20 protein-coding genes and 2 pseudogenes are annotated in these 21,647 nt (G+C 74.9%); 11 read left to right on the top strand and 11 right to left on the bottom strand.

The window, feature by feature from the left end; translation table 11 throughout:
- Positions 1-25 precede the first annotated feature (25 nt).
- The 4 genes and pseudogenes from ACFCY7_RS33320 to ACFCY7_RS33305 all read right to left on the bottom strand — a co-directional run.
- Positions 26-706, bottom strand: coding sequence for a lactate utilization protein C (locus ACFCY7_RS33320; protein ID WP_376489803.1), 681 nt, complete (start codon positions 704-706; stop codon positions 26-28).
- Positions 703-2,106 carry a lactate utilization protein B gene (locus tag ACFCY7_RS33315; protein WP_376489804.1) on the bottom strand — a complete coding sequence of 468 codons (1,404 nt, stop codon included), beginning with the start codon at positions 2,104-2,106 and terminating at the stop codon, positions 703-705. Before ACFCY7_RS33315 ends, ACFCY7_RS33320 begins: the two co-directional genes overlap by 4 nt.
- A 71-nt stretch (positions 2,107-2,177) precedes the next feature.
- Positions 2,178-2,894, bottom strand: a complete 717-nt coding sequence (locus ACFCY7_RS33310; RefSeq protein WP_376489802.1) for a (Fe-S)-binding protein — start codon at positions 2,892-2,894, stop codon at positions 2,178-2,180.
- Positions 2,894-3,622 (bottom strand): annotated as a pseudogene (locus ACFCY7_RS33305) (FGGY-family carbohydrate kinase); the annotation flags it as partial. The pseudogene ACFCY7_RS33305 and the gene ACFCY7_RS33310, both read right to left, overlap by 1 nt.
- On the opposite strand from ACFCY7_RS33305, the pseudogene ACFCY7_RS33300 reads away from it, so the two are divergent.
- Positions 3,621-3,851 (top strand): annotated as a pseudogene (locus ACFCY7_RS33300) (substrate-binding domain-containing protein); the annotation flags it as partial. The pseudogenes ACFCY7_RS33305 and ACFCY7_RS33300 sit on opposite strands and share 2 nt — an antisense overlap.
- Positions 3,852-3,872: 21 nt before the next feature.
- Here ACFCY7_RS33300 and xylA read toward each other — a convergent pair.
- Positions 3,873-5,042 carry a xylose isomerase gene (xylA, locus tag ACFCY7_RS33295; RefSeq protein ID WP_376489801.1) on the bottom strand — a complete coding sequence of 390 codons (1,170 nt, stop codon included), beginning with the start codon at positions 5,040-5,042 and terminating at the stop codon, positions 3,873-3,875.
- Positions 5,043-5,183: 141 nt separating this feature from the next.
- Between xylA and ACFCY7_RS33290 the strand changes: the two genes are divergently transcribed.
- The 4 genes from ACFCY7_RS33290 (at position 5,184) to ACFCY7_RS33275 (ending at position 9,540) form a co-directional block, all read left to right on the top strand.
- Positions 5,184-7,136, top strand: a complete 1,953-nt coding sequence (locus tag ACFCY7_RS33290; protein ID WP_376489800.1) for an FGGY family carbohydrate kinase — start codon at positions 5,184-5,186, stop codon at positions 7,134-7,136.
- Between the two features lie 139 nt (positions 7,137-7,275).
- On the top strand, positions 7,276-7,851 hold the full coding sequence (locus ACFCY7_RS33285) for a hypothetical protein (RefSeq protein WP_376489799.1): 576 nt from the start codon (positions 7,276-7,278) through the stop codon (positions 7,849-7,851).
- Between the two features lie 84 nt (positions 7,852-7,935).
- Positions 7,936-8,166, top strand: a complete 231-nt coding sequence (locus ACFCY7_RS33280) for a hypothetical protein (protein WP_376489798.1) — start codon at positions 7,936-7,938, stop codon at positions 8,164-8,166.
- 120 nt (positions 8,167-8,286) lie between these two features.
- Complete coding sequence (locus ACFCY7_RS33275; RefSeq protein ID WP_376489797.1) at positions 8,287-9,540, top strand: serine hydrolase domain-containing protein; 1,254 nt, start codon at positions 8,287-8,289, stop codon at positions 9,538-9,540.
- Between the two features lie 164 nt (positions 9,541-9,704).
- Here ACFCY7_RS33275 and ACFCY7_RS33270 read toward each other — a convergent pair whose 3' ends face one another.
- Both ACFCY7_RS33270 and ACFCY7_RS33265 read right to left on the bottom strand, forming a co-directional pair.
- Entirely contained in the window at positions 9,705-10,649 is a 945-nt protein-coding gene (locus tag ACFCY7_RS33270) for a ketopantoate reductase family protein (RefSeq protein ID WP_376489796.1), read from the bottom strand.
- Positions 10,646-11,218, bottom strand: coding sequence for a winged helix-turn-helix transcriptional regulator (locus ACFCY7_RS33265; RefSeq protein WP_376489795.1), 573 nt, complete (start codon positions 11,216-11,218; stop codon positions 10,646-10,648). The genes ACFCY7_RS33270 and ACFCY7_RS33265 overlap by 4 nt, the downstream gene beginning before the upstream one ends.
- Before the next feature lie 80 nt (positions 11,219-11,298).
- On the opposite strand from ACFCY7_RS33265, the gene ACFCY7_RS33260 reads away from it, so the two are divergent.
- Positions 11,299-12,507, top strand: coding sequence for an ROK family protein (locus tag ACFCY7_RS33260; RefSeq protein ID WP_376489794.1), 1,209 nt, complete (start codon positions 11,299-11,301; stop codon positions 12,505-12,507).
- A 275-nt stretch (positions 12,508-12,782) separates the two neighbouring features.
- On the opposite strand, the gene ACFCY7_RS33255 is transcribed toward ACFCY7_RS33260, so the two are convergent.
- Positions 12,783-13,604 carry an MBL fold metallo-hydrolase gene (locus ACFCY7_RS33255; protein ID WP_376489793.1) on the bottom strand — a complete coding sequence of 274 codons (822 nt, stop codon included), beginning with the start codon at positions 13,602-13,604 and terminating at the stop codon, positions 12,783-12,785.
- A 107-nt stretch (positions 13,605-13,711) separates the two neighbouring features.
- On the opposite strand from ACFCY7_RS33255, the gene ACFCY7_RS33250 reads away from it, so the two are divergent.
- From ACFCY7_RS33250 to ACFCY7_RS33240, 3 genes are all read left to right on the top strand, one after another.
- Positions 13,712-15,184 carry an ABC transporter permease gene (locus tag ACFCY7_RS33250; RefSeq protein WP_376489792.1) on the top strand — a complete coding sequence of 491 codons (1,473 nt, stop codon included), beginning with the start codon at positions 13,712-13,714 and terminating at the stop codon, positions 15,182-15,184.
- A 74-nt stretch (positions 15,185-15,258) separates the two neighbouring features.
- On the top strand, positions 15,259-15,966 hold the full coding sequence (locus ACFCY7_RS33245; protein ID WP_376489791.1) for an ABC transporter ATP-binding protein: 708 nt from the start codon (positions 15,259-15,261) through the stop codon (positions 15,964-15,966).
- 124 nt (positions 15,967-16,090) lie between these two features.
- Positions 16,091-16,972, top strand: a complete 882-nt coding sequence (locus ACFCY7_RS33240; RefSeq protein WP_376489790.1) for an alpha/beta fold hydrolase — start codon at positions 16,091-16,093, stop codon at positions 16,970-16,972.
- A gap of 14 nt (positions 16,973-16,986) precedes the next feature.
- On the opposite strand, the gene ACFCY7_RS33235 is transcribed toward ACFCY7_RS33240, so the two are convergent.
- Together ACFCY7_RS33235 and ACFCY7_RS33230 are read right to left on the bottom strand one after the other, a co-directional pair.
- Positions 16,987-17,988, bottom strand: a complete 1,002-nt coding sequence (locus ACFCY7_RS33235; protein ID WP_376489789.1) for a M23 family metallopeptidase — start codon at positions 17,986-17,988, stop codon at positions 16,987-16,989.
- On the bottom strand, positions 17,985-19,034 hold the full coding sequence (locus ACFCY7_RS33230) for an SPFH domain-containing protein (RefSeq protein WP_376489788.1): 1,050 nt from the start codon (positions 19,032-19,034) through the stop codon (positions 17,985-17,987). The genes ACFCY7_RS33235 and ACFCY7_RS33230 overlap by 4 nt, the downstream gene beginning before the upstream one ends.
- A 129-nt stretch (positions 19,035-19,163) precedes the next feature.
- Here ACFCY7_RS33230 and ACFCY7_RS33225 point away from each other — a divergent pair, with 129 nt between their 5' ends.
- Positions 19,164-20,600 (top strand): WGR domain-containing protein, encoded by a 1,437-nt coding sequence (locus tag ACFCY7_RS33225; RefSeq protein WP_376489787.1) that lies wholly within the window; start codon positions 19,164-19,166, stop codon positions 20,598-20,600.
- On the top strand, positions 20,597-21,088 hold the full coding sequence (locus ACFCY7_RS33220; protein ID WP_376489786.1) for a hypothetical protein: 492 nt from the start codon (positions 20,597-20,599) through the stop codon (positions 21,086-21,088). The genes ACFCY7_RS33225 and ACFCY7_RS33220 overlap by 4 nt, the downstream gene beginning before the upstream one ends.
- A 31-nt stretch (positions 21,089-21,119) precedes the next feature.
- Here the strand turns inward: ACFCY7_RS33220 and ACFCY7_RS33215 are convergent, their stop codons facing one another.
- Positions 21,120-21,542: a DUF350 domain-containing protein gene (locus tag ACFCY7_RS33215; protein ID WP_376489785.1), complete on the bottom strand. Its 423-nt coding sequence runs from the start codon at positions 21,540-21,542 to the stop codon at positions 21,120-21,122.
- Positions 21,543-21,647: the final 105 nt, after the last annotated feature.

Here is a 21,647-nt window from a genome sequence, read left to right as displayed (position 1 = left end):
CCTCACGGAGCCCGGCCGTGCGCCGTCACCCGCCGACCACCAGGATCACTTCCAGCGTGCGGGGCCCGTGCACCCCCTCCACCCGGTCCAGCTCGATGTCGCTCGTCGCCGACGGCCCCGAGATCCACGTCAGCGCACGCCCCGGGTCGAGCCGGGGGAGCGCCCGCGGGACCGACGTCACCACCTGTTCGGGCGCCCGCACCACGCACACGTGCAGATCGGGCACGAGCGTGAGGGCCCGCCGCCCCTGCCCCGCACCGCCGTCGAGGACGATCGTCCCCGTCTCCGCGACCGCCAGCGCGCAGCCCGTCACCACGGCGTCGGCGGCGTCGAGCTCGTACGGGCTCAGCTCGGGCCCGTCGGTCCGCCGCTCGGCTCCCGTCGCGGCGAGCCACGCGTCGGGCAGCCCGGGCGGGACGACGACGCTGCGCGCGCCGTGCTCCGCGAGCAGCCGGGCGATCAGCCCGGCCAGCCCGTCCGGCGCGGTCCGGTGCACATGGGCCCGGTAGTCGGCGAGGTTCTCGTGGAGCAGGTCGAGGACGGCGTCCGGGTCGTCCGCGACGTGGTCGGTGCGGTAGGCGCGGACCACCTCGGGCGCCTCCGGAGCGTCGGCGACGGCCGCGCGGATCCGGGCGAGGATCCGCGCGCGGGAGTCGGTCGTGCGCGGTTCCTTCGCGGGCGGTTCCGTGCTGCGCGGTTCCGTCATGTGCGGTTCCTCTTCCACCAGTCGCGGAACGGTTCGGCGGGCACGTCGGGCAGGTCGCGGTGGTCCGACCACGGGCCGGCGCCGGGGCCCGGCAGCCGCTTGGGATGGAGGGCGCGGGTGGCGGATGCGAGGCGCTCGGCCGCCGCGAGCGCGTTCGGGTGGTCGAGGAGCCAGGTGGCGGCCTTGACCGCCGTCCTCTCCAGGCGGTGGCCCCTGCCGCCCTCGCCGGCGACCCGCTCGCGCAGGTGCACCAGGACCTCGGGGATGTCGATGGCGACCGGGCACACCTCGTAGCAGGCGCCGCAGAGCGAGGAGGCGTAGGGGAGGGAGGCGTCGACCTCGCTCGCCGTGCCCCGCAGCTGCGGGGTGAGGATCGCGCCGATCGGGCCGGGGTAGACGGAGCCGTACGCGTGCCCGCCCGCCCGCTCGTACACGGGGCAGACGTTGAGGCAGGCCGAGCAGCGGATGCAGCGCAGGGCCTGCCGCCCCACCTCGTCGGCGAGGGCGTCGGTGCGGCCGTTGTCGAGGAGGACCAGGTGGAAGGCGCGCGGCCCGTCGCCGTCCGTCGTACCGGTCCACGTGCTGGTGTACGGGTTCATGCGCTCGGCCGTCGAGGAGCGGGGGAGCGTCTGGAGGAACACCTCCAGGTCACGCCAGGTCGGCACCACCTTCTCGATGCCGACGACGGAGACGAGGGTCTCGGGCAGCGTCAGGCACATGCGGCCGTTGCCCTCGGACTCGACGACGACGAGGGTGCCGGTCTCGGCGACCATGAAGTTCGCCCCGGAGATCCCGACCTTGCTCCGCAGGAACTTCTCCCGCAGGTGCAGCCGCGCGGCCTCCGCGAGCTCGGCCGGGGCGTCGCTCAGCCCCTCCGGCGCGGGACGCCCCCAACGGCCCATCTCCGCAAGGAAGATGTCGCGGATCTCGCCTCGGTTGCGGTGGATGGCCGGCACCAGGATGTGCGAAGGCCGGTCGTCGCCGAGCTGCACGATGAGCTCCGCGAGATCCGTCTCGTACGCGGCGATGCCCTCGGCCTCCAGGTGCTCGTTGAGCCCGATCTCCTGGGTGGCCATCGACTTGACCTTGACGACCTCGGTCTCGCCGGTGGCCTTCACCAGCTCCGTGACGATCCTGTTCGCCTCGGCGGCGTCCGCCGCCCAGTGCACGGTGCCGCCGGCGGCCGTCACCGCCTCCTCCAACTGGAGCAGGTACGTGTCGAGGTGACGGAGCGTCCGGTCCTTGATCTCCTTCCCCGCCCGGCGCAGCGCGGCCCAGTCGTCCAGCTCGGCCACCGCGCGCGCCCGCTTGTCCCGGATGGTGTGCGTGGCGTGCCGGAGGTTCGCCCGCAGGGTCGTGTCGCCGACCGCCGTGCGCGCCGCCTTCGGGAAGGACGGCATGCCGACGAAGGTCCGCCCGTCGCCCGACCGCCGCCCCTCACCGAGCGCTGACGCGCGCCCCTTCCCGTCACTCATCGCCAGGGCTCCTCTTCGGTGCTCGCCAGGATCTCCGCCAGGTGCAGCGCCCGCAGCGGCGCCGCCCGCCGCCTCAGCATCCCGCCCACGTGCAGCAGGCAGGAGTTGTCCGCGCCGCACAGCACCTCGGCGCCGGTGGACAGCGCGTTCGCGATCTTGTCGGCGCCCATCGCCGCCGAGACGTCCGGGTTCTTCACCGCGAAGGTGCCGCCGAAGCCGCAGCACTCCTCGGCGCCGGGCAGCTCCACGAGCTCCAGGCCCTTCACCGCTCCGAGGAGCCGCCGCGGCCGCTCCCCGAGCCCGAGCATCCGCAGTCCGTGGCAGGACGGGTGGTAGGTGACCTTGTGCGGGAAGTACGCGCCGACGTCCGTCACCCCCAGGACGTCCACGAGGAACTCCGTCAGCTCGTACGTCCGCGGGCCCAGGCCCGCCGCCTCCGCGCCGAACCCCGGGTAGTGGTGGCGGACCATCGCCGCGCACGAGCCGGACGGGGTGACCACGTGGTCGTACCCCTCGAAGGCCCGGACCGTGCGGCGCACCAGCGGCGCGGTCTCGGCGCGGTAGCCCGTGTTGAACTGGGGCTGCCCGCAGCAGGTCTGCGCGGCGGGGAAGTCGACGTCCACGCCCAGCCGTTCGAGGAGCCGGACCGTGGCCACGCCCGTCGCCGGGAAGACGGCGTCGTTGACGCAGGTGACGAACAGGGCGACGCGCATCACGGGTTCCTCGGGGACGGTTCGAGTCGGGCGGCGGCCGCGTCCCAGGCGGCACGGACGGCAGGGTCATTCTGCGGTACGTGGTGGCGCGTCGGCTGGGTACGCGCCACGAGCGCGCGCATCGAGGCCAGATCGCCGACCAGGCCGGCGGCGCGCGCCTGGACGAGGACGTTGCCCAGCGCGGTGGCCTCCACGGGGCCGGCGACCACCGGCAGCCCGGTGGCGTCCGCCGTCAGCCGGCAGAGCAGCTCGCTGCGGGCTCCGCCGCCCACCAGGTGGATCCGGGTGATCTCCCGGTCCGCGAGCTCGCCGGCCCGCCGCGGGGTGCGCCGGTGGGCGAGGGCCAGGCTCTCCAGGACGCAGCGGACCACCGACCCCCGGCTCGCCGGGGCGGGCTGTCCGATGCGGCGGCAGTGCGCCCGTATCCGCTCCGGCATGTCACCGGGCGCGAGGAACTCCGGCGCGTCCGGTTCGAGCCCGGCGAGCGACCAGGTGCCGCAGGAGACGAAGGCGGCGCCCGGGGCGGTCGCGGGCACGGCGACGACGGCCGACGCGGTGTCGTGCGAGGCGACCGCCGTCACCGGAGTCCCGGCCGCGAGCCCGGTGAACTCGGCAACGTACGGGAGGAGTTCGCCCGCCGGGTCGCCGGGGGAGCGCAGGGCGGGCGGCAGTCCGGGGTCGAGCGCGAGCCGGGCGAGCAGCTCCGTGGACCAGGTGCCGGACCCGGCGGGCGTCCGGGTCCCGGAGGACATGGCGATCGTCGGTTACGACGACATCGAGTTCGCCGCCGCCGCGACCGTGCCCCTCACCTCCGTACGGCAGCCGGCCCTCACGCTCGGGGCCAAGGCCGCCGAACTGCTCCTGGAGGAGACCGGCGACCAGGCGGCCGACCACCGGCACCGGCACGTGGTGCTCCAGCCGGAACCGGTCGTCCGCCGCTCGACGCTCGCCGGCCGCCGACCCCCGGCGCGAGCCGGCTCAGCGCACCCCGAGCAGGTGCTCCAGGGCCAGCTGGTCGAGGCGCTCGAACGCCATCGAGCGCGCCGCGGCCGCGTCCGGGTCGAACGTCTCGTACGCGGTGGGGTCGGCGAGCAGCGCCGCGAGACCGTCGGCCGCCGTGGGGACGGCGAGCTCGGGCAGCCGGGAGGCGGCGAGCGCCGCCACGACGTCGGGGTCGGCGCGGAAGGCCGCCGCGCGCTCCTTGAGGATCAGGTAGTTGCGCATGCAGTTCCGCGCGGACTCCCACACCCCGTCGAAGCCGTCCGTGCGCACCGGCTTGAAGTCGAAGTGGCGCGGCCCCTCGTACCCGGCCGTCTCCAGCAGGTCCACCAGCCAGAACGCCTGGCGCAGATCGCCCGCACCGAAGCGGAGGTCCTGGTCGTACTTGATGCCCGACTGGCCGTTGAGGTCGATGTGGAAGAGCTTGCCCGCCCACAGCGCCTGCGCGATGCCGTGCGGGAAGTTGAGGCCCGCCATCTGCTCGTGGCCGGTCTCCGGGTTCACGCCGACCAGGTCGGGGCGGTCGAGCCGCTCGATGAAGGCGAGCGCGTGCCCGATGGTGGGCAGCAGGATGTCGCCGCGCGGCTCGTTCGGCTTCGGCTCGATCGCGAAGCGCAGGTCGTAGCCCTGCTCGGTGACGTACTGGCCGAGCAGGTCGAAGGCCTCCTTCATCCGGTCGAGCGCGACCCGGACGTCCTTCGCCGCGCCGGACTCGGCGCCCTCCCGGCCGCCCCACGCCACGTAGACCGAGGCGCCCAGCTCGACGGCCAGGTCGATGTTCCGCAGCGTCTTGCGCAGCGCGAAGCGGCGCACGTCCCGGTCGTTGGCGGTGAAGGCGCCGTCCTTGAAGACGGGGTGGGTGAAGAGGTTCGTGGTCGCCATCGGCACTGCGAGCCCGGTGCGGTCCAGGGCGGCCCGGAAGCGCTTGACGGCCGCGTCGCGCTCGGTCTCCGAGGCGCCGAAGGGAATGAGGTCGTCGTCGTGGAAGGTGATGCCGTACGCGCCCAGACCGGCGAGCCGCTCGACCGCCTCCACCGGGTCGAGGGCGGGCCGGGTGGCCTCGCCGAACGGGTCGCGTCCCTGCCAGCCGACGGTCCACAGACCGAAGGTGAACCGGTCCTCGGGGGTGGGGGAGAAGGGCTCCGTCATGGTCTCTCCTTGCATCCTTGCTCTGGCCGCGGGATTTGTTTTCTGAGATAACTAATACGGGACGGGGCCGCTCGGCGCCAGCCCCGACGAGATGAGAGATGAGGTGAGGGCGTGCCCGCGAGCCGCTCTGTCGTGATCGGCGTGGACAGCTCCACACAGTCCACCAAGGCCGCCGCCGTCGACGCGGAGACCGGCGAACTCCTTGCCGTGGGCCGCGCCCCGCACACCGTCACCGGTACCGGGGGCGCCCGCGAGAGCGACCCCGACGAGTGGTGGAACGCCCTCGTCACGGCCGTCCGCGCGGCCGTACGGCAAGCCGGCGTCCCCGCCGCCTCCGTCACCGGCATCGCCGTCGCCGGCCAGCAGCACGGCCTCGTCACCCTCGGCCCCGACGGCCGCCCCCTGCGCCCCGCCCTCCTCTGGAACGACACCCGCTCCGCCCCCCAGGCCGCCGCCCTCGCCGCCCGCCTCGGCGGCCCCGCCTCCTGGTCCGCGCGCACCGGCTCCGTCCCGGTCGCCTCCATGACCGCCGCCAAATGGCAGTGGCTCCGCGAACACGAACCCGCCCACGCCGCCGCCACCACCGCCGTCCGCCTCCCGCACGACCACCTCACCGAACGCCTCACCGGCCTCGCCGTCACCGACCCCGGCGACGCCTCGGGCACCTGCTGGTACGGGGTGGGGGGTGCGGGCGGCGTGGGTGGCGCGGGTCGAGCCGGCGGTGCGGGTGGCGCCGGCGGTGCGGGCGGGGTGGGCGGTGCGGGTCGAGGCGCCGGCGTCGACGGAGCCGGCGGTGCGCCTGGCGCCCGTAGTGCTTCCGGGGCCGGCGGCGCCGTCGGTTCGCCGGGTGCGCCCGGATTCGGTAGCGCTTCCGGGTCCGGTACCGCGATCGGCTCTTCTGGCGAGCCCGGCTCCCCCGGTGGGTCCGTCCTCGGTGGCGACTCCGGCCCCGGTGGTGCTTCCCGCGCCGGAGCCGCACCCGGCTCCCCTGGCGCACCCGGCCTCGGCAGCGCCTCCGGCACCGGCGCCGCGCCCTCCCTCGGCGCGGCCCGCACCCCCGTATCCGGTGCGGGCGACGGCACCGCATCAGCCCCCGCCCTCAGCGCGGCCCCCGCCCCCGGTGCAGGAAGCGGCATCGCGCCCGCTCTCACCCCCACTCCCACCCTCACCCCCACCCCCGCCGCCCCGCCAGGCGCCTACGACCCCGAGATCCTCGATCTCCTCGGCCTCGATCCCGCCCTCCTGCCCGCCGTGGCCCCGTCCGGCGCCACCCGGGTCGGCACGCTCACCGCGGCCGCGGCGGAGGCGCTCGGCCTGCCGCGTGGCGTCGTCGTGGCCGCCGGGACCGGTGACAACATGGCGGCCGCCGTGGGCCTCGGGCTCGGCGGGGCGGGGCTGCTCGACCACCCGGTCGTCAGCCTCGGCACGTCCGGCACGGTGTTCGCCGCGACCCGGGCCCGCCCGGTGGACCCCGGGCTCGCCGGGTTCGCGGCCACGGACGGCACGTACCTGCCGCTCGGGTGCACGCTCAACTGCACCCTCGCCGTGGACAGGTTCGCCACCCTGCTCGGTCTGGACCGGGAGGACGCCCTGCCCGGCGAGGGCGTCGTGGTCCTGCCGTACCTCGACGGCGAGCGCACGCCCGACCTGCCCCACGCGGCCGGGCTCGTCACCGGTCTCCGGCACGGCACGGACCCCCGCGCGGTCCTCGGGGCCGCCTACGAGGGCGCGGCCTTCACCGTGCTCCGTGCCCTCGACGGACTCCTCGCCGCCTGCGGCCTCGACCCCGCGGACCCCGCCGTACGCGCCCGCCCGCTGCGCCTCGTCGGCGGCGGCGCGCGCGGCCGGGCGTGGACCGAGACCGTCCGCCGCCTCTCCGGGCGCCCCGTCGTCGTTCCCGCCGCCGACGAACTCGTCGCCCTCGGCGCCGCGGCCCTCGCCCACGGGGCCGTGACCGGTACCGACCCCGTCGCCGTGGCCACCGCCTGGGGCACCGGGAAGGGCGAGGTCCTGCCCCCGCTCGCCCGCGACGCCGCCGCCTGGCAGCGCATCGACGACGTCCTGACCGCCGCGGCGCCGACGCTGCTGCGCTGACGGGTCCGGCCCGCCCCACGTCGGTATCCGGCCAGAACCCCGCCCTCCGCCCTCGGCCGTGAGGCGGTGCTCTAGGGTCGACTGATCAGTCATCAGGAAGCAGGGGGCCAGGGGGAGTTCCGTGCGAGGGGGGAGTCCCATGTCCAAGTCCGCGATGCCGGGCGCGGTGGTCGTCGCCGTCGCCCTGGCCGCGCTGAGCGTGTCCTGCGGCACGGCCGACAGGAACGACGCGGGCGGGTCGGCGGCGAGTTCCCCGGCGAGCACGACCGCGACGTCGAGCACGCCCGCTCCGACCGCCCCGGCGGCGCCGACCGCTCAGGAGGCCGGCGGACCGGCCGCCGACGCGGGCGCGACGGGCGCGCCGAGCGCCGTGCCGAGTTCGGCCCCGGGCTCCGAGTCGGGGCCGCCCGAGCTGGTCCGCGACGCCTTCGCCGGGCTCCAGGCGACCCAGTTCGAGTCGTGCGACGCCTCCGCGGACTGCTCGCACGTCCTCGGGCGGGTCTACGACGAGCTCAAGACCCTGGACCGGGCCATGAAGGCCGACCCGCAGGGGCCCGGCCACTTCGCCGAGCCGATCGCCCGGATCCGGCAGCTCGACGGCGAGCTCGAAGGAGACCGTTCCCTGGGGAACCTCAAGAAGCACCGGGGCCTGCTGATCGGAACCCGCGATCAGATCAACGCGTGGATGCAGGGTCATCCCGAGGACTACCGCTGACGCCCGGGGAGTCCGTTCCCCGATTCCCGGGGCGGTGGTGGGGAGTCCGGGCTACCGTGGCGAGGTATCGACGGGGGAGGCACAGTGGTCGCGCTACTGATCGCGTTCGGGGTATTCGGTGGCATCGGAGTCCTGCTGACGGTCGTGCTGCTGCGTCGTGGCACCGGCCGCACGGAGACGGCCGAGGGCCTGCTCGTCGAGCAGGAGGCCCTGCGCCGGGCGCACCACGACCGCGTGTCCTTCGGTACGACCGCCGTCCACAACTCCACCCCGATGGCGAGCGACTCGTACCGCCGCCGCGACGTCCGACCGTAGCGGGGGATCCGCCCGCGGGTACCGCCGAACGCCACTCCGGGCTGCCCCACACGGGCGGGTCCGACCCGTCGTGCGGAGTGTTCGGTCGGGAAGGCGCGCGCCGGCGGACATAGTGCGGCCATGACACGCACCTCCTTCCTCCGCAGGCGACCACGCGTCCGTACGGGCACCCACAGGGCGCTCCTGTGCGCCGCGCTGCTCGCCGTCACGGCGCAGACCACCGCCGTCGCACCGGCGTTCGCCGCCGGGCCGGGCGGCCATGGCCGACGTGACTGCGTGCGGACCGAACGCCCGCTCGACGGGCAGGCCCGCAGGGTTCTGGACATCACTCGCAAGGCGAAGAAGGACCTGCGGCTGAACGCCGTGGAGCTGAGGGTCACGGTCGACGGCCGCGAGGTCGTCACCGACGCGCTCGGCGAGTCCATGACCGGCGTCCGGGCCGAACCGGACATGCACTTCCGGGCCGGCTCGGTGGCCTTCGCCCACATCGGCACGGCCCTGCTCCAGCTGGTCCAGGAGCGGAAGGTCGGCCTCGACGACACCGTGGAGCGCTGGCTCCCCGACCTGCCCAGGGCCGACGAGATCACGCTGCGGATGCTCGCGTCCAACACCAGCGGTCTGCACGACTACGTCACCGACCCGGCCTTCCTCGCCGAGCTGGGGCCCCACCCCTTCCGCGCGTGGACCCCGCAGGAGCTGCTCGCGTACCCGCTCCGCCACTCCTTCTGGTACGACCCGGGCACCAGCTGGAGCTACTCGCACGCGAACTACCTCCTCCTGGTCGCCGCGCTGGAGAAGATCACCGGCGTCCCGATCGAAGAGTTCGTCAAGGAGCGGGTCACGGGACCCCTCGGGCTGCGCGACACCCGGAACAACTTCACGCCCGACATCCCGCGCCCGGTCCTCCACGCGTTCACCTCCGACCGCGGGTTCTACGAGGAGTCGACCTTCTGGAACCCGTCGTGGACCACCGCGCCGGGCGCCGTCATCACCACCCACATCTGCGACCTGGCCCGCTCCGCCGAGGGCATCGGCAGCGGCGAACTCCTCTCGCACCGCGCCTACCGCACCCTGCTGAACCCGGGCACGGTCGGCCTGGGCGGCCAGAGCCCCACCTGTCCCGCGTCGATCTGCCTGAAGCAGACCCCCGCCAAGCACTTCGGCCTCGGCGTCATCGTCGTGAACGGCTGGGTACTCCAGAACCCGTCGTTCTCGGGGTACGCGGCGATCCAGGCGTACCTGCCGTCGAAGCGCCTCGCCATCGCGGTCTCGACGACGAAGACCGCGACGACGCCCGACGGCAACACCGCCGAGGTCGTCGCCCAGCGCATCGCGGCCGAACTCGCCCCGGGCGCCCCGCTGTCCATCACCTGAGGAACCCCCGCGCCCGGGCCGGCGTCCGACCCGCCGCCGACCCGGGCCCGGCTCGCCTCCCAGGTCCCGCCGCCGGACTCCGACGCCAGGCCTGGAACCCGACGTCAGGCCCCGCTGCCGGAATCCGACGCCAGGGAATCCGACGCAGGGCCCCGGAGCCGGCCTCAGGCCCCGGAGCCGGCCTCGGCCGGCGCCGTGACCCTGCGCTGGTGGATCCGCAGGTGCAGCGTCGCCAGGTCGAGGAGGGGTGTCGCCACGCCGAGGGCGCGGGCCCGGGCCGTCAGGTCGCCGAAGAGGTGCTCGACCTCGGTGGGGCGGCCGGCGACGAGGTCGCGGTAGAGCGACGGCACCAGCGGCGAGCCGGATGCGGAGACGACGGCGAGGGTGGCCGCGCGCTCGGCCTCCGGCACGGGGTGGCCGGCCGCGGCGGCGACCGCGGAGGCCTCGTCGAGGACCGCGGGGCCGAGGGCGGGTCCGCCCGGGGCGTCGTACACGTCGCCGACGGTGCCGCGCATCAGGCTGGTGACGGCGCCGAAGGTCGTGATGAACACCCACTTGTGCCACATCGCCGTGATGACCCGCTCCGGCACCGGCGCGTCGATCCCGGCCCCGTCGAGGACGGCCCTGATCTTCTCCACGCGCGGGGAGACCGTGCCGTCCTGTTCGCCGAACGCCAGGTGGGCGAGCGGGGCGAGGCGCCGGATGTCGCCGTCGTCGTCGAGGGTGGTGACGACCTTGGCGACGCCGCCGAGGACGGCCGACCCGCCGAAGCGGGCGTTGAGGACGTCGATGTGGGCGAGGCCGTTGAGGAGGGGGACGACGGCCGTGTCCGGTCCGACGGCGGGGGCGATGTCCTCGACGGCCCGGTCGAGCCCGGTGGACTTCACGGAGAGCAGGACGAGGTCGTAGGGGCCGTCCAGCTCGTCGGCCGTGACCAGGCGGGGCGTCAGCACCCACTCCTCGTCGCGGCCCACGACCCGCAGCCCGCGTGCGCGGAGCGCGGCCGCGCGGGCCGGCCGCACGAGGAAGGTGACGTCCTCTCCGGCGCGGGCGAGGAAGGCGCCGAAGTAGCCTCCGGTGGCACCGGCGCCGACGACCAGGATCTTCATGACTGTGGACCTCTCGTGGGGCGCCCCGCGGGCGCGGTGGTGGCGATCAGGGGGTGGAGCAGCCGGTGCGGGCGGGCGAGCGCCGCCGTGACGGGGTCGGCGTCCGGGCCCGGCGGGGCGAGCCCGGGGCCGGGGGTGACCAGGACGTCCGTGACCGGGACGGTGTCGCCGCAGCCGGTGCAGCGGCCCTCGGGGGTGAGCGGGGCCTCGTCGGCGGCGTGGCGGAAGACGCGGCGCGGGCCGCCGTCCGCCGCGTAGAACTCCTCGCCCCAGGCGGTGAGCGCGCGGACGGCGGGCCAGAGGGCGACGCCCTTGGGCGTGAGCGCGTACACCTCGCGGCGGCCGGTGCCCGGTTCGGGACGGCGCTCCATGACGCCCGCCTCGGTGAGGGTGGTGAGCCGGTCGGTCAGGACGGCCCTGGGCACGGCCAGGTGCGCTGCGAACTCCCCGAACCGGCGCACCCCGTAGAAGGCGTCGCGCAGGATCAGCAGGGTCCAGCGCTCGCCGACGACCTCCATCGAGCGCGCGAGGGCGCAGGTCTGGCCGCGGTAGTCGCGCGGAAGCGTCATGGCCGGAGCCTAACCCACAAGAGTTCGGTGACCGAACTGTTTTCGCGCGAGCGAAACGGGCGACTAGGCTCTCGCTCACCATGAACCAGCCCACGGAACCCAAGGCCGACAAGTCGGGAGTGCGCCGGCACAACCTGAGCCTCGTCCTGCGGACCGTCCACGAGGCCGGCGAGACGACCCGCGCGGCCGTCGCGGCCCGCGTCGGGCTCACCCGGCCCGCCGTCTCGTCCCTCGTCGAACAGCTCCTCGACCTGGGCTTCCTCGTCGAGTCGGGGAAGACGTTCAGCGGGCAGGCGGGCCGGCCCGGCACCGTACTGAAGCCGGCCGACACCGGCTCCGCCGGACTCGGCGTCGAGATCAACGTCGACTACGTCACCGTCTGCGTCGTCGACCTCACCGGCGCCGACCGCGTCCGCCGGACCGAACGCCTCGACAACCGCGCCGCCGCCGCCGACGTCCTCTCCCGAGCCGCCCGGATCGCCGCGGAGGTCCTCGACACGGCCGCGGGACTGCGGCTCGCCCCGGCGGGCGCCGGACTCGCGCTGCCGGGCCTCGTCTCCGGCGGCACCGTCCGGCAGGCCCCCAACCTCGGCTGGAACGAGGTCGACGCCGAACGCCTCTTCGGCGACGCCCTCACCGCACTCCGCCCCGCCACGAAGGGCCTCGCCCTCACCTCCGACAACGAGGCCAACATGGCGGCCCTCGCCGAGCTGCGGTTCGGCACGCACGGCGACCTCCGGACCTTCCTGCACCTGACGGGCGAGATCGGCGTCGGCGGCGCGATCGTCGTCCACGGCGAACTCCTGCGCGGCGCGCACGGGTTCGCCGGCGAGATCGGGCACCTGGTCGTCGACGCCGAAGGCCCCCGCTGCCGCTGCGGGTCCCGCGGCTGCCTGGAGCAGTACGCGGGCCAGGCCGCCCTCGTCGGCGCGGCCGGGGCGACCGGCGTCCCCGACCTCGTACGGCGCGCCGAGGCGGCGGACCCGCGCGCCCTGGCGGCCCTCGGCGCCGCGGGCCGCATGCTCGGCCGCGCCCTCTCCGGTGCCGTGAACCTCCTCGACCCCGAAGCCGTCGTCCTGGGCGGCATCTACCCCCGGTTGATGCCGTGGCTCGCGCCCGCCCTCGCGGCCGAACTCTCCGCCCGCGTCGTCTCCGGCCTCTGGAACCCCGACGCCGGCCGCCTCCGCGCCGCCTCCCCCGCCACCGACGCCTCCCGCGGCGCCGCCGCCCTCGTCCTCCACGACGTCCTCGCCGACCCCCTCGCCTACGCCCCGCCGACCGCCGACTGACCGCACGGGGGCGGCCGTACGAGCTCTCGGCCGTACGAGCCCTTGGCCGTGCGAGCCCTTGGCCGTGCGGGCCCTTGGCCGTACGAACTCCTCGCCGCACGGCCCCGCCTTACGCGATTTCCGGCCGACGGCGCCGACGACGACTGCGCCGCCTTACGGGATCCCGGGCCGACGACGCCGACGACGACTGCCCAGCCTTACGGGAACCCCAGCCGACGGGGCGCCGAAGGCGGCGCCGCCCTACGGGATTCACCCGCCGCCGCTCCGGCCGCGCGCTACGGCGCCGCCGCCGGCGGTTCCACGAACGGCCTCGTCAGGTGCGCGGTCGCCAGGACCGCCCCGCGTGCCGCGGCCCGCGCGAGCCACTCCTCGCGGGAGGCCCGTGCGGCTGCGGGGTCCTGTTCGTGGGCGTAGGCCACGGAGGGGGCGGCGAGTTGGACGGCGTGGACGAGGAGGTCGCCGGTGACCAGCACGTCCCGGCCGCCGGGCCGTTCGACGAGCACCGACTGATGGCCGGGGGTGTGTCCGGGCGTGGGCAGCAGGGTGACGCCGGGGCGCAGCCGCCGCTCTCCCTCGACCTCCCACAACTGCCCTCCGGCGCGCAGGGGTTCCACCACCCACGACCACACCGGGTCCTCCCGGTCGAGCGCGGCGGTCTCCGCGCGCTGGACGACGTACCGGGCGCGCGGGAAGAACGGCAGGCGGTCGGCGCCGGTCGCCCAGCCGGTGTGGTCCTCGTGCAGGTGGGTCAGGACCACGGTGTGCACGTCGTCCCGGTCGATCCCGGCCTCCGCGAGCAGGCCGGGCAGCCGCCCGGGCACGGGACACCAGGGCGCCCCCGGTCCTTCGGCGGGGCCCACTCCGGCGTCGATCAGCGTCCAGCCCGCACCGTCCGGGTCGGCGACGGCGAAGCACCGGAAGTCCAGCCGCCACGCCCCCTCCGGCCCGAACGCGCCGGGGTCGAGGGCGGCGGCCCGCTCCCAGTCCGCGGCGACGGCCCCGGGGAACGCGTCCCGAGCCGACTCGAAGAACGTCCCGGTGGCGTCGACCAGCGCGGTCACGGGGTCGATCGAGGCGAACGGCGTACGGTCGGTCATGCCGCCGACTCTCCCACCACGAACGGGCGGTAGGCGAGGTTCCGCTCTCATCCGGCTCTCACGCGGGCCTTATCCCGTCATCACGCGCCGCCCCTACCTTCGCGCTCATGTTCTTCACCTACCTCCGGCGCGAACTGCGCCGCCGCAGAAAGGCGGCGCTCGTCGTCGCCTCCGGGCTCGCACTCGGCATCGCGCTGGTCATCGTCGTCAACTCCGTCTCCTCCGGCATGAGCCGGGCGCAGGGCAAGGTCCTGGAGTCGCTCTACGGCCTCGGCACGGACCTGACGGTGACCAAGGCCCAGGAGCGGCCGGAGAGCGGCGGGCAGGCCCAGCGGCCCCGGTTCGAGTTCCAGGGCAAGGAGGACGGGGAGGAGCAGAGCAGCGACCGGCTGATGGTCCAGGGCTTCCAGACCCTCGCGGACTCCACCGTCGCCACGGTCGCGAAGCAGCCGGGCGTCGAGCAGGCCGTGGGCGGTCTGAGCCTCGTCAACCTGAAGATCAACGGTGAGTTCACGCGCGGCCGGATCCAGCGCGGCGAGGGGCAGCAGGCACAGCCCGGCGGCCCGGGCGGCGGGACCGGCGGCTCGGGTCCCGGCGACTCGGTCGCCGGCGGCGGCGCGGCCTTCGACGTCGACTCCTTCACCCTCTACGGCACCGACGTCACCGCCCCCGGCCTCGGCCCCCTCACCACCTCCACGATCTCCCAGGGCCGCACCTTCAAGACCACCGAGACCGACGCGAAGGCCGTCGTCCTCGACAGCGCCTACGCCCAGCAGCAGGGCCTGGCCGTCGGCGGACAACTCGCCGTCAAGGGCGTGAAGTTCGACATCATCGGCATCGCCACCGCCGACAGCGGGCAGTCCGCCGCCCAGGTCTACCTGCCCCTGAAGCAGGCCCAGACGCTCTCCGCCTCCACCGCCAAGATCACCACGATCTACGTGAAGGCGACCGACTCCACCCGGATCGACGCCGTCAAGACCGCCATCCAGAAGAACGTCTCCGGCACCACCGTCACCACCTCCGCCGACCTCGCCCAGACGGTCTCCGGCTCCCTCGACACCGCCGCCGGCCTCGCGTCCGACGTCGGCACGTGGCTCTCGTACGCGGTGCTGCTCGCCGCGGTCCTGGTCGCCGGGCTGCTCACCTCCTCCGCCGTCGGCCGCCGCGTCCGCGAGTTCGGCACGCTCAAGGCACTCGGCTGGAAGAGCGGCCGGGTCACCCGCCAGGTCGTCGGCGAAGCCCTCGTCAACGGCGTCATCGGCGGCGCCCTCGGCATCGCGATCGGTCTGGCCGGCGCGTACGCCGTGACCGCCGCCGGTCCGACCCTCACCGCCGAACTCGGCGCGAGCACCGGCGGGTTCGGCGGCCGGGGCGGCGGCATGGCCTTCGGCGGCCCGGCCGGCGGAGCCCGTACGGCCGTCGGCAAGAGCGTCGACATCGCGCTCACCGCCCCGGTGAGCGTCACCACCGTGGGCCTCGCGGTCCTCCTCGCCCTCGGCGGCGGCCTCGTCGCGGGCGCCTTCGGCGCCTGGCGCGCCTCGCGGCTGCGCCCCGCGGACGCGCTGCGCCGCGTCGCATAGCGGACCGCCCCGGCGCGTCCGGCCCCGAGCCGCCGGACGCGCCCGAACCCCTCACGCACCACAGGAGTCGCAGCATGTACGAACTCATCGGCGTCACCAAGCAGTACCGGCGGGGGCAGACGAGAGTCGACGCCCTCGCCGGGATCGACCTCACCCTGGAGCAGGGGGACCGCCTGGTCATCCAGGGCCCCACCGGCGGCGGCAAGTCGACGCTCCTCCAGATGCTCGGCGGCCTCGACCGCCCCACCTCCGGCCGGGTCCTGCTCGACGGCACCGACCTGGCCGGGCTCTCCGAGCGCCGGCTGACCGCCGTGCGCGGCGAGAACATCGGCTTCGTCTTCCAGAGCTTCAACCTCATCCCCACCCTCACCGCCCAGGAGAACGTGGAGACCGCGCTCGTCCCGCTCGGCGTCAGGACCGCCGAGCGGCGGAGCCGGGCCGCCGAGGCGCTGGAGTCCGTGGGCCTCGGCGAACGCCTCGGGCACCTGCCCTCCGAACTCTCCGGCGGACAGCAGCAGCGCGTGGCCATCGCCCGCGCGCTCGTGAAGCGCCCCAAGGTGCTGCTCGCCGACGAGCCCACCGGCAACCTCGACGAGTCGATGCGCGACGAGATCGTGGACCTGCTCGAAGGCCTCTGGAAGGAGCACGGCCTGACCTTCGTCATGGTCACCCACGACAGCGCCGTCGCCCGCCGGGCACCCCGCCTGGCCACCCTGCGCAAGGGCCGGATCACGCTCAAGGAGAACAGCCCCTCGACCGTGCCGGGGTCCCCGGTGGGGTGAGACGGGGATCACTGCGCTCCCGCCGTGCTCGGCCACGCCGAACGTCACTACGGTGGCCGCGACGCCATCGGGCCGGACCACGGACCCGGTGGCGTCGAGCCGGCAGTCAGGAGTCAGGAGCCGCATGTTCACCTTCACCTCTCAGGACGGCGTCGTCCTCCACGTCCACACGTGGCTCCCCGAAGGGGAGGCGCGCGGCGTCGTCCAGATCGCGCACGGCATGGGCGAGCACGCCGCCCGCTACGCCCCGCTCGCCGGGCACCTCGCCGGGCTCGGCTTCGCCGTCTACGCCGCCGACCACCGCGGCCACGGCCTCTCCATGCACGCGGGCCCCGGCCACTTCGGGGAGAACGGCTGGAACCTCCTCGTCGAGGACGTCGCCGCGCTCACCCGGATAGCCCGCGAGCGCCACCCCGGCGCCCCCGTGGTCCTCGTGGGCCACAGCATGGGCTCCTTCGCCGCCCAGCAGTACCTGCTCGACCACGCCTCCCTCGTCGACGGCGTCGCGCTCTCCGGCACCACGGCCCTCGACGGCCTCCTCGCCGGACTCGCGGACGCCGCCCGCCGGGCCGCGGAGGAGGGCGTCGAGGGCGGCGAGGGCGCCGGGGTCTTCGACGCCTTCAACGCCGCCTTCGCGCCCCACCGCACGGAAGCGGACTGGCTCAGCCGCGACGAGCGGCAGGTCGACGCCTATCTCGCCGACCCGCTCTGCGGCTTCGGCGCCGACGACCGGGGGATGGCCGACATGGGGGCGGCGGCGGCCCGCCTCGCCGCCCCGCACGGCATCCCCGCCGACCTGCCGGTCTGCGTCCTCGTCGGCGACCAGGACCCCCTCAACACCAGGCTCACCCTCTCCGACCTGCTGGTCTCGCGGTACCGCCAGGCCGGCCTCACCGACCTGACGTACCGCGCCTACGAAGGCGCCCGCCACGAGATCCTCAACGAGACCAACCGGGACGAGGTCGTCGCCGACCTCACCGCCTGGATCGAGCGCGTGACGGGCTGAGCCCCCTTCCCTCCCTACACGGGCACGCCGTGCCCGCGCAGATAGGCGAGCGGGTTCACGTCCGAGCCGAAGTACGGCGTGGTCCGCACCTCGAAGTGCAGGTGCGGACCCGTCACCCGGCCCGTCGCCCCCGACCGCGCGATCCGCTGCCCGCCCGACACGCTCTGCCCCCGTGCCACGTCGATCCCGGAGAGATGGGCGTACTGCGTGTAGCGGCCGTCCGGATGACGGATCACCACCTCGTAGCCGTACGACCGGCCGTACCCGGCGCGCACCACCCGGCCGGGGCCGACCGCCCGCACGGCCGTGCCCGTCGGCACCGCGAAGTCCTGCCTCGTGTGATAGCCCCTCGACCACGCGCCGCGCTGCCCGTAGTACCCCGTGAAGAGGTACGGGGACACCGGCGCCGTCCAACCCCGCGAGGAACCGGAGGGCGCGTGCGGCGCACCGGGCGGCGCGGCCGGCTTCGAGGCCTTCCCGGGCCGCCCCGCCCGCTGTTCGTACTTCCACGCGTGGCCGGTCCAGTACCACTGGCCGCGGTAGCGGTACCAGTAGACGCGGTCCTGGGCGTCCCAGCCTTCCCGTCCCCGGAACACGGGGTTCTTGGAACGGCCGCCGGTGGCGGCCGTGGGTGCCGTGGGTGCCGTGGCGGCCGTGGCGGTCGTGCGCCGGAGGTACGTCGCCTGGTGGCCGGTCCAGCGCCACTCGCCGGCCTCGTTCCTGAACCAGTACCGGGTGCCGTCCCAGCCCGCGTGCGCGGGAGCCGGTTCGGCCGCCGCGGTGCCCGAGGCGGCGCCGGCCAGGGCGACCGCGCTCACGGTGGCGACGACCGCGCGCCGCACGCCGTGCAGGGCCGCCCCGGTCCGCTGTCCGTCCGCGGCCCGGTGGCGGGCGGCCTCCGCGCACCCCGGGCAGGCGCAGTCCAGGGGGAGGGCGTCGGTGAACCCGGGCGCGGCGAGTTCGAGCGGGGCGGCTTCGGGGGCGGTGATGTCGGGGGTGTGCACGGTCCTCGTCACTCCTGATCCTGTGGGGCGGGGCCGCCACGGGTGTAGAAGGCCACGGTCAAGTCCTTCACCAGGGCCTGGCGTTCGAAGTCGTCGAGCTCGACGAGCCCGCGCGAGGTCAGCCGCGTCACGGTGTCGTCCACGGCGTCGATGACGCCGGTGAGCACGGAGTCGCGGTGCTTGGCGTCGAGCACGGCCAGGCGGCGCCGCTGCATGGCGGCGGCGACCTCGGGGGCGTACTCGATGCGGGTCGGCTGGGCGGAGAAGACGGCGACGCCGACGGCCCGGCACTCGGCGGCGAGCATGCGGGTCAGCGCGTCGCCGACGGCCTCCGCGTCCCGCAGGGTCGGCGCGTCGCTCCGGAAGGCGTCCGCCGGCAGCTGCGAGAGCACCCGCGCGACCGCCGCCTCCACCTGCTCGCGGAGATAGCCGAGATGGTCGTCGACGGCGAACAGCGCGCGGGCCGTGTCCCGAACCGACCAGACGACCAGGACCACCACCCGCAGCGCCGAACCCTCGGCGTCGACGACGGCGATCGGCTCGCTGCGCCAGTGCCGGAGCCGTACGTCCATCCGGCGGCGCAGGACGAACGGGCTGATCCAGACGAGGCCCGTGCGCCGCACGCTGCCCCGGTAGCGGCCGAACAGCGAGAGGACCCAGGCGGATCCGGTGCGTCCGCGGGTCAGCCCGCCGAAGGAGACCACGGCGACGACGACGCAGCCGGCCAGTGCGGCCCACTCCCGGGGCGGCAGGACGACGCGGCCCGGCGCCCCCGCCCCCCACAGCACGGCCGCCGCACCGGCGAGGGCCGCCGCACCGGCAAGGACGGCCGCCCAGCCGGGCAGCGCGGGCCCCGGTCTCTCGTCGAGGTCCGGCTCGTCGGGCGGCGGCCGGCGGGGGAGGAGGGCCGCGCGCGCGGGGCGCGACCGGAAGAGGTCGTCCATGGGTATGCCGTCCGGCTGCCGGCGCACGCGGACGGGCAGGGGCCGCTTCAGTTGCTCGGTCATGTGGCCCTTCCGGCCGCACCAGGGGGAGGTGACGGCACGTCGGATGATCATCAAGCGCCATCGTCACAGGGGTGAATGTCCGGAATGCCGCGACGAAAGTCCTGAATGTCCGGGCCTTTGGTCCCTTGGCCAAGGCTTCACGGCGGGCCGTTGTCAGTGGGTGCCCCTACCGTTTTCCCCATGACGACGACGACCTATCTGGAGCTGTCGCAGGACGGCGGCGGTGCCCACAAGTTCTACGAAGTGACCGTCGACGACCTCACGGTGTCGGTCCGTTACGGCCGGATCGGAGCGGACGGGCAGACCCAGCGATCCACCTTCCCGACCGCCGCGAAGGCGCAGGCCGCGGCGGCGAAGAAGATAGGGGAGAAGGTCCGCAAGGGGTACGCCCCGGCGGTCAGGGGACAGCGCGCCGCACGCGCCGTGACCCGCCGCGAGGTGACCTCCGCGCCCTCCACGGCCCGCGCCGTCGCCCCGGTCCTCTGGCGCTTCCGCACCGGTTCCGCGGCCTTCGGCATCCACGTCGACGAGGAGCGCTGCTGGGTCGGCAACCAGGCGGGGGACGTGTTCACGCTCGACCGCACCGGAGAGGTGCAGGCCCGCTTCAGTCTGCCGGACGGCGTCAAGTGCCTCGTCGCCGACGACTTCTGGATCTACGCGGGCTGCGACGACGGCAAGGTGTACGACCTGTCGTCCAAGCTCCCCTTCGCCGCCTACGACATCGCCACCGACGTCGACATCTTCTGGCTCGACATCCACGAGGGCGTCCTGCACGTCGCCGACCGCTCCGGCCGGCTGACCGTCATCGACCACGAGGACGAGCACCAGTGGGCCCGCGGCGGCCTCGGCGAGCACGCCTGGATGGTCCGCGCCGACGGCGACGCCGTCTACTACGGGGACACCCGAGGCGTCGCCGCCCACGCGCCGGACGGCGGCGGCGAGCTGTGGCACACCGCGACCGAGGGCGGCGTCCTCTTCGGCTGGCAGGAGGACACGGCGGTCTACGCGGGCACGTCCCGCAAGAAGGTCCAGCGGCTCGCGAAGAAGGACGGGCGCGTGGAGGCCGTGTACTCCTGCGACAGTCCCGTGTACTCCTGCGCCACCTCGCCCGGCGGCCGGTTCGTCTTCGCCGCCGACTCGGCCTCCTCGGTCTACTGCTTCGCCGAGGACGGCACCCGGCTGTGGAAGCTCGGCACGGGCGGCGGGTCGGCGCTCTCCATGCAGTACCGCGACGAGCGGCTCTACCTGGTGACCACGGACGGCTCGCTGGTCTGCGTGGACGCGAGCGAGACGGCGATCGAGGCCGCCAAGGGCGGTACGGTCCCGGTCGCCCGGGACGTCAAACTGGCCGCCGCCCTGCCGGTGTACGAGCCGGCGACGACCGTCACCGCCGTGGCCACCGTCCACGACGCCCCGGCCGGCTCGGTCGTCGTCGAGTGCGTGACCGAGTTTGGTAGGACCCGCGTGCGGGTCGTCTCCGCGGGCTACGACTCCGGGTGGAACGTGCAGTTCCCGCGCGCCATCCGGGAACCGGGCGCGCGGTACGTGGTGGACTCCCTGCACCCCGCCGCCGGCGGCTTCTACCGCGTCCGCGGCGACATCCGGCGACTGCTGTGACGGGCGGTCAGGACCCACGGGACGGCGGCGGGGGCGTCTTCGAGGCGGCCACGGGGGACGGCCCGCCGCTGCCCGGGGCCGACGCCGAGCAGCGCTCGCGCGAGATCCGCGCCGCCGTCGACGGGCTGCTCCAGATCAGAAGGCTGACGGGCCGCCGGGGCGGCGACCCTCAGGCCGCCCCCGCCGAGTGGGAGCGCCGGCAGCCGGTGCGCGCGGTCGCCCTCGCCCTGGAGAGCGGCGGGCTCGCCCCCTCGTCCGTCGACGGGTCCGGCGGCCGCGCCGGCACCGGATACCGGGTCACCGCGGGGGAGCGGCCCGGCACGGCCGTCGTGGAGTGGCTCGGCCCGCCGGGCTCGGGCGCCGCCCAGGAGGAGGCGGCGGCACTCGGCGCGTGCGTACCGGCCCTGGCACGGCTCGGCTGGGAGGCCCTGTTCTACCGGGGGCCGCGCGGGCGCCGTTTCCTCGAGGTGGAGCCGATGGCGGACTGACCCGGACGGCGGCGGACCGGGCCCGCGAGCGTCAGGCGATCGAGGCGGAGACGATCGCCGAGACCGCGATGTTGCAGGAGGCGGTCACCCACACCGCCGGGTGCGGCTCGGGGTCGACGAGCGTGGCGCCGAGCTTCCCCGGCGTGACCAGGTCCACGACCAGGAAGGCCACCGCCATCATCACCAGGCCGAGCAGTCCGAACGCGGCCGTGGAGAGGAGCCCCTTGCCGAAGTCGTCGTACGTCGTCCAGATCGACGTGAACACGATCCCGCCGATGCCGAGGAGGGCCGAGCTCAGCAGGATCGAGGCGTTGCGGTTGCGGTCCTCCCAGATCTGGCGCCCGAGCTTCCCGGGGGTCAGCAGGTCCACGAGCACGATGCCGAGGATCAGCAGGACCACGCCCAGGGCGCCGTAGGCGCCGGCCCGGCCGAGGCCGTTGACGATGTCGCTCATGGGGTGCCGGCTCCGAAAGGTCGCGATCACGGGGGATCGGTGGTCAAGGACCGGCAAAATGTAGCGCACGCGTCAACGGCGACCGCCGCCCGCCCGGAGATCGGG

Origin of the sequence: Streptomyces sp. NPDC056361 (assembly GCF_042262805.1) — a bacterium.
In the GTDB taxonomy this organism is placed as follows: Bacteria; Actinomycetota; Actinomycetes; order Streptomycetales; family Streptomycetaceae; genus Streptomyces.
Note: the sequence above shows the minus strand (reverse complement) of the source record. Positions and strands in the feature narration are given on the sequence as shown.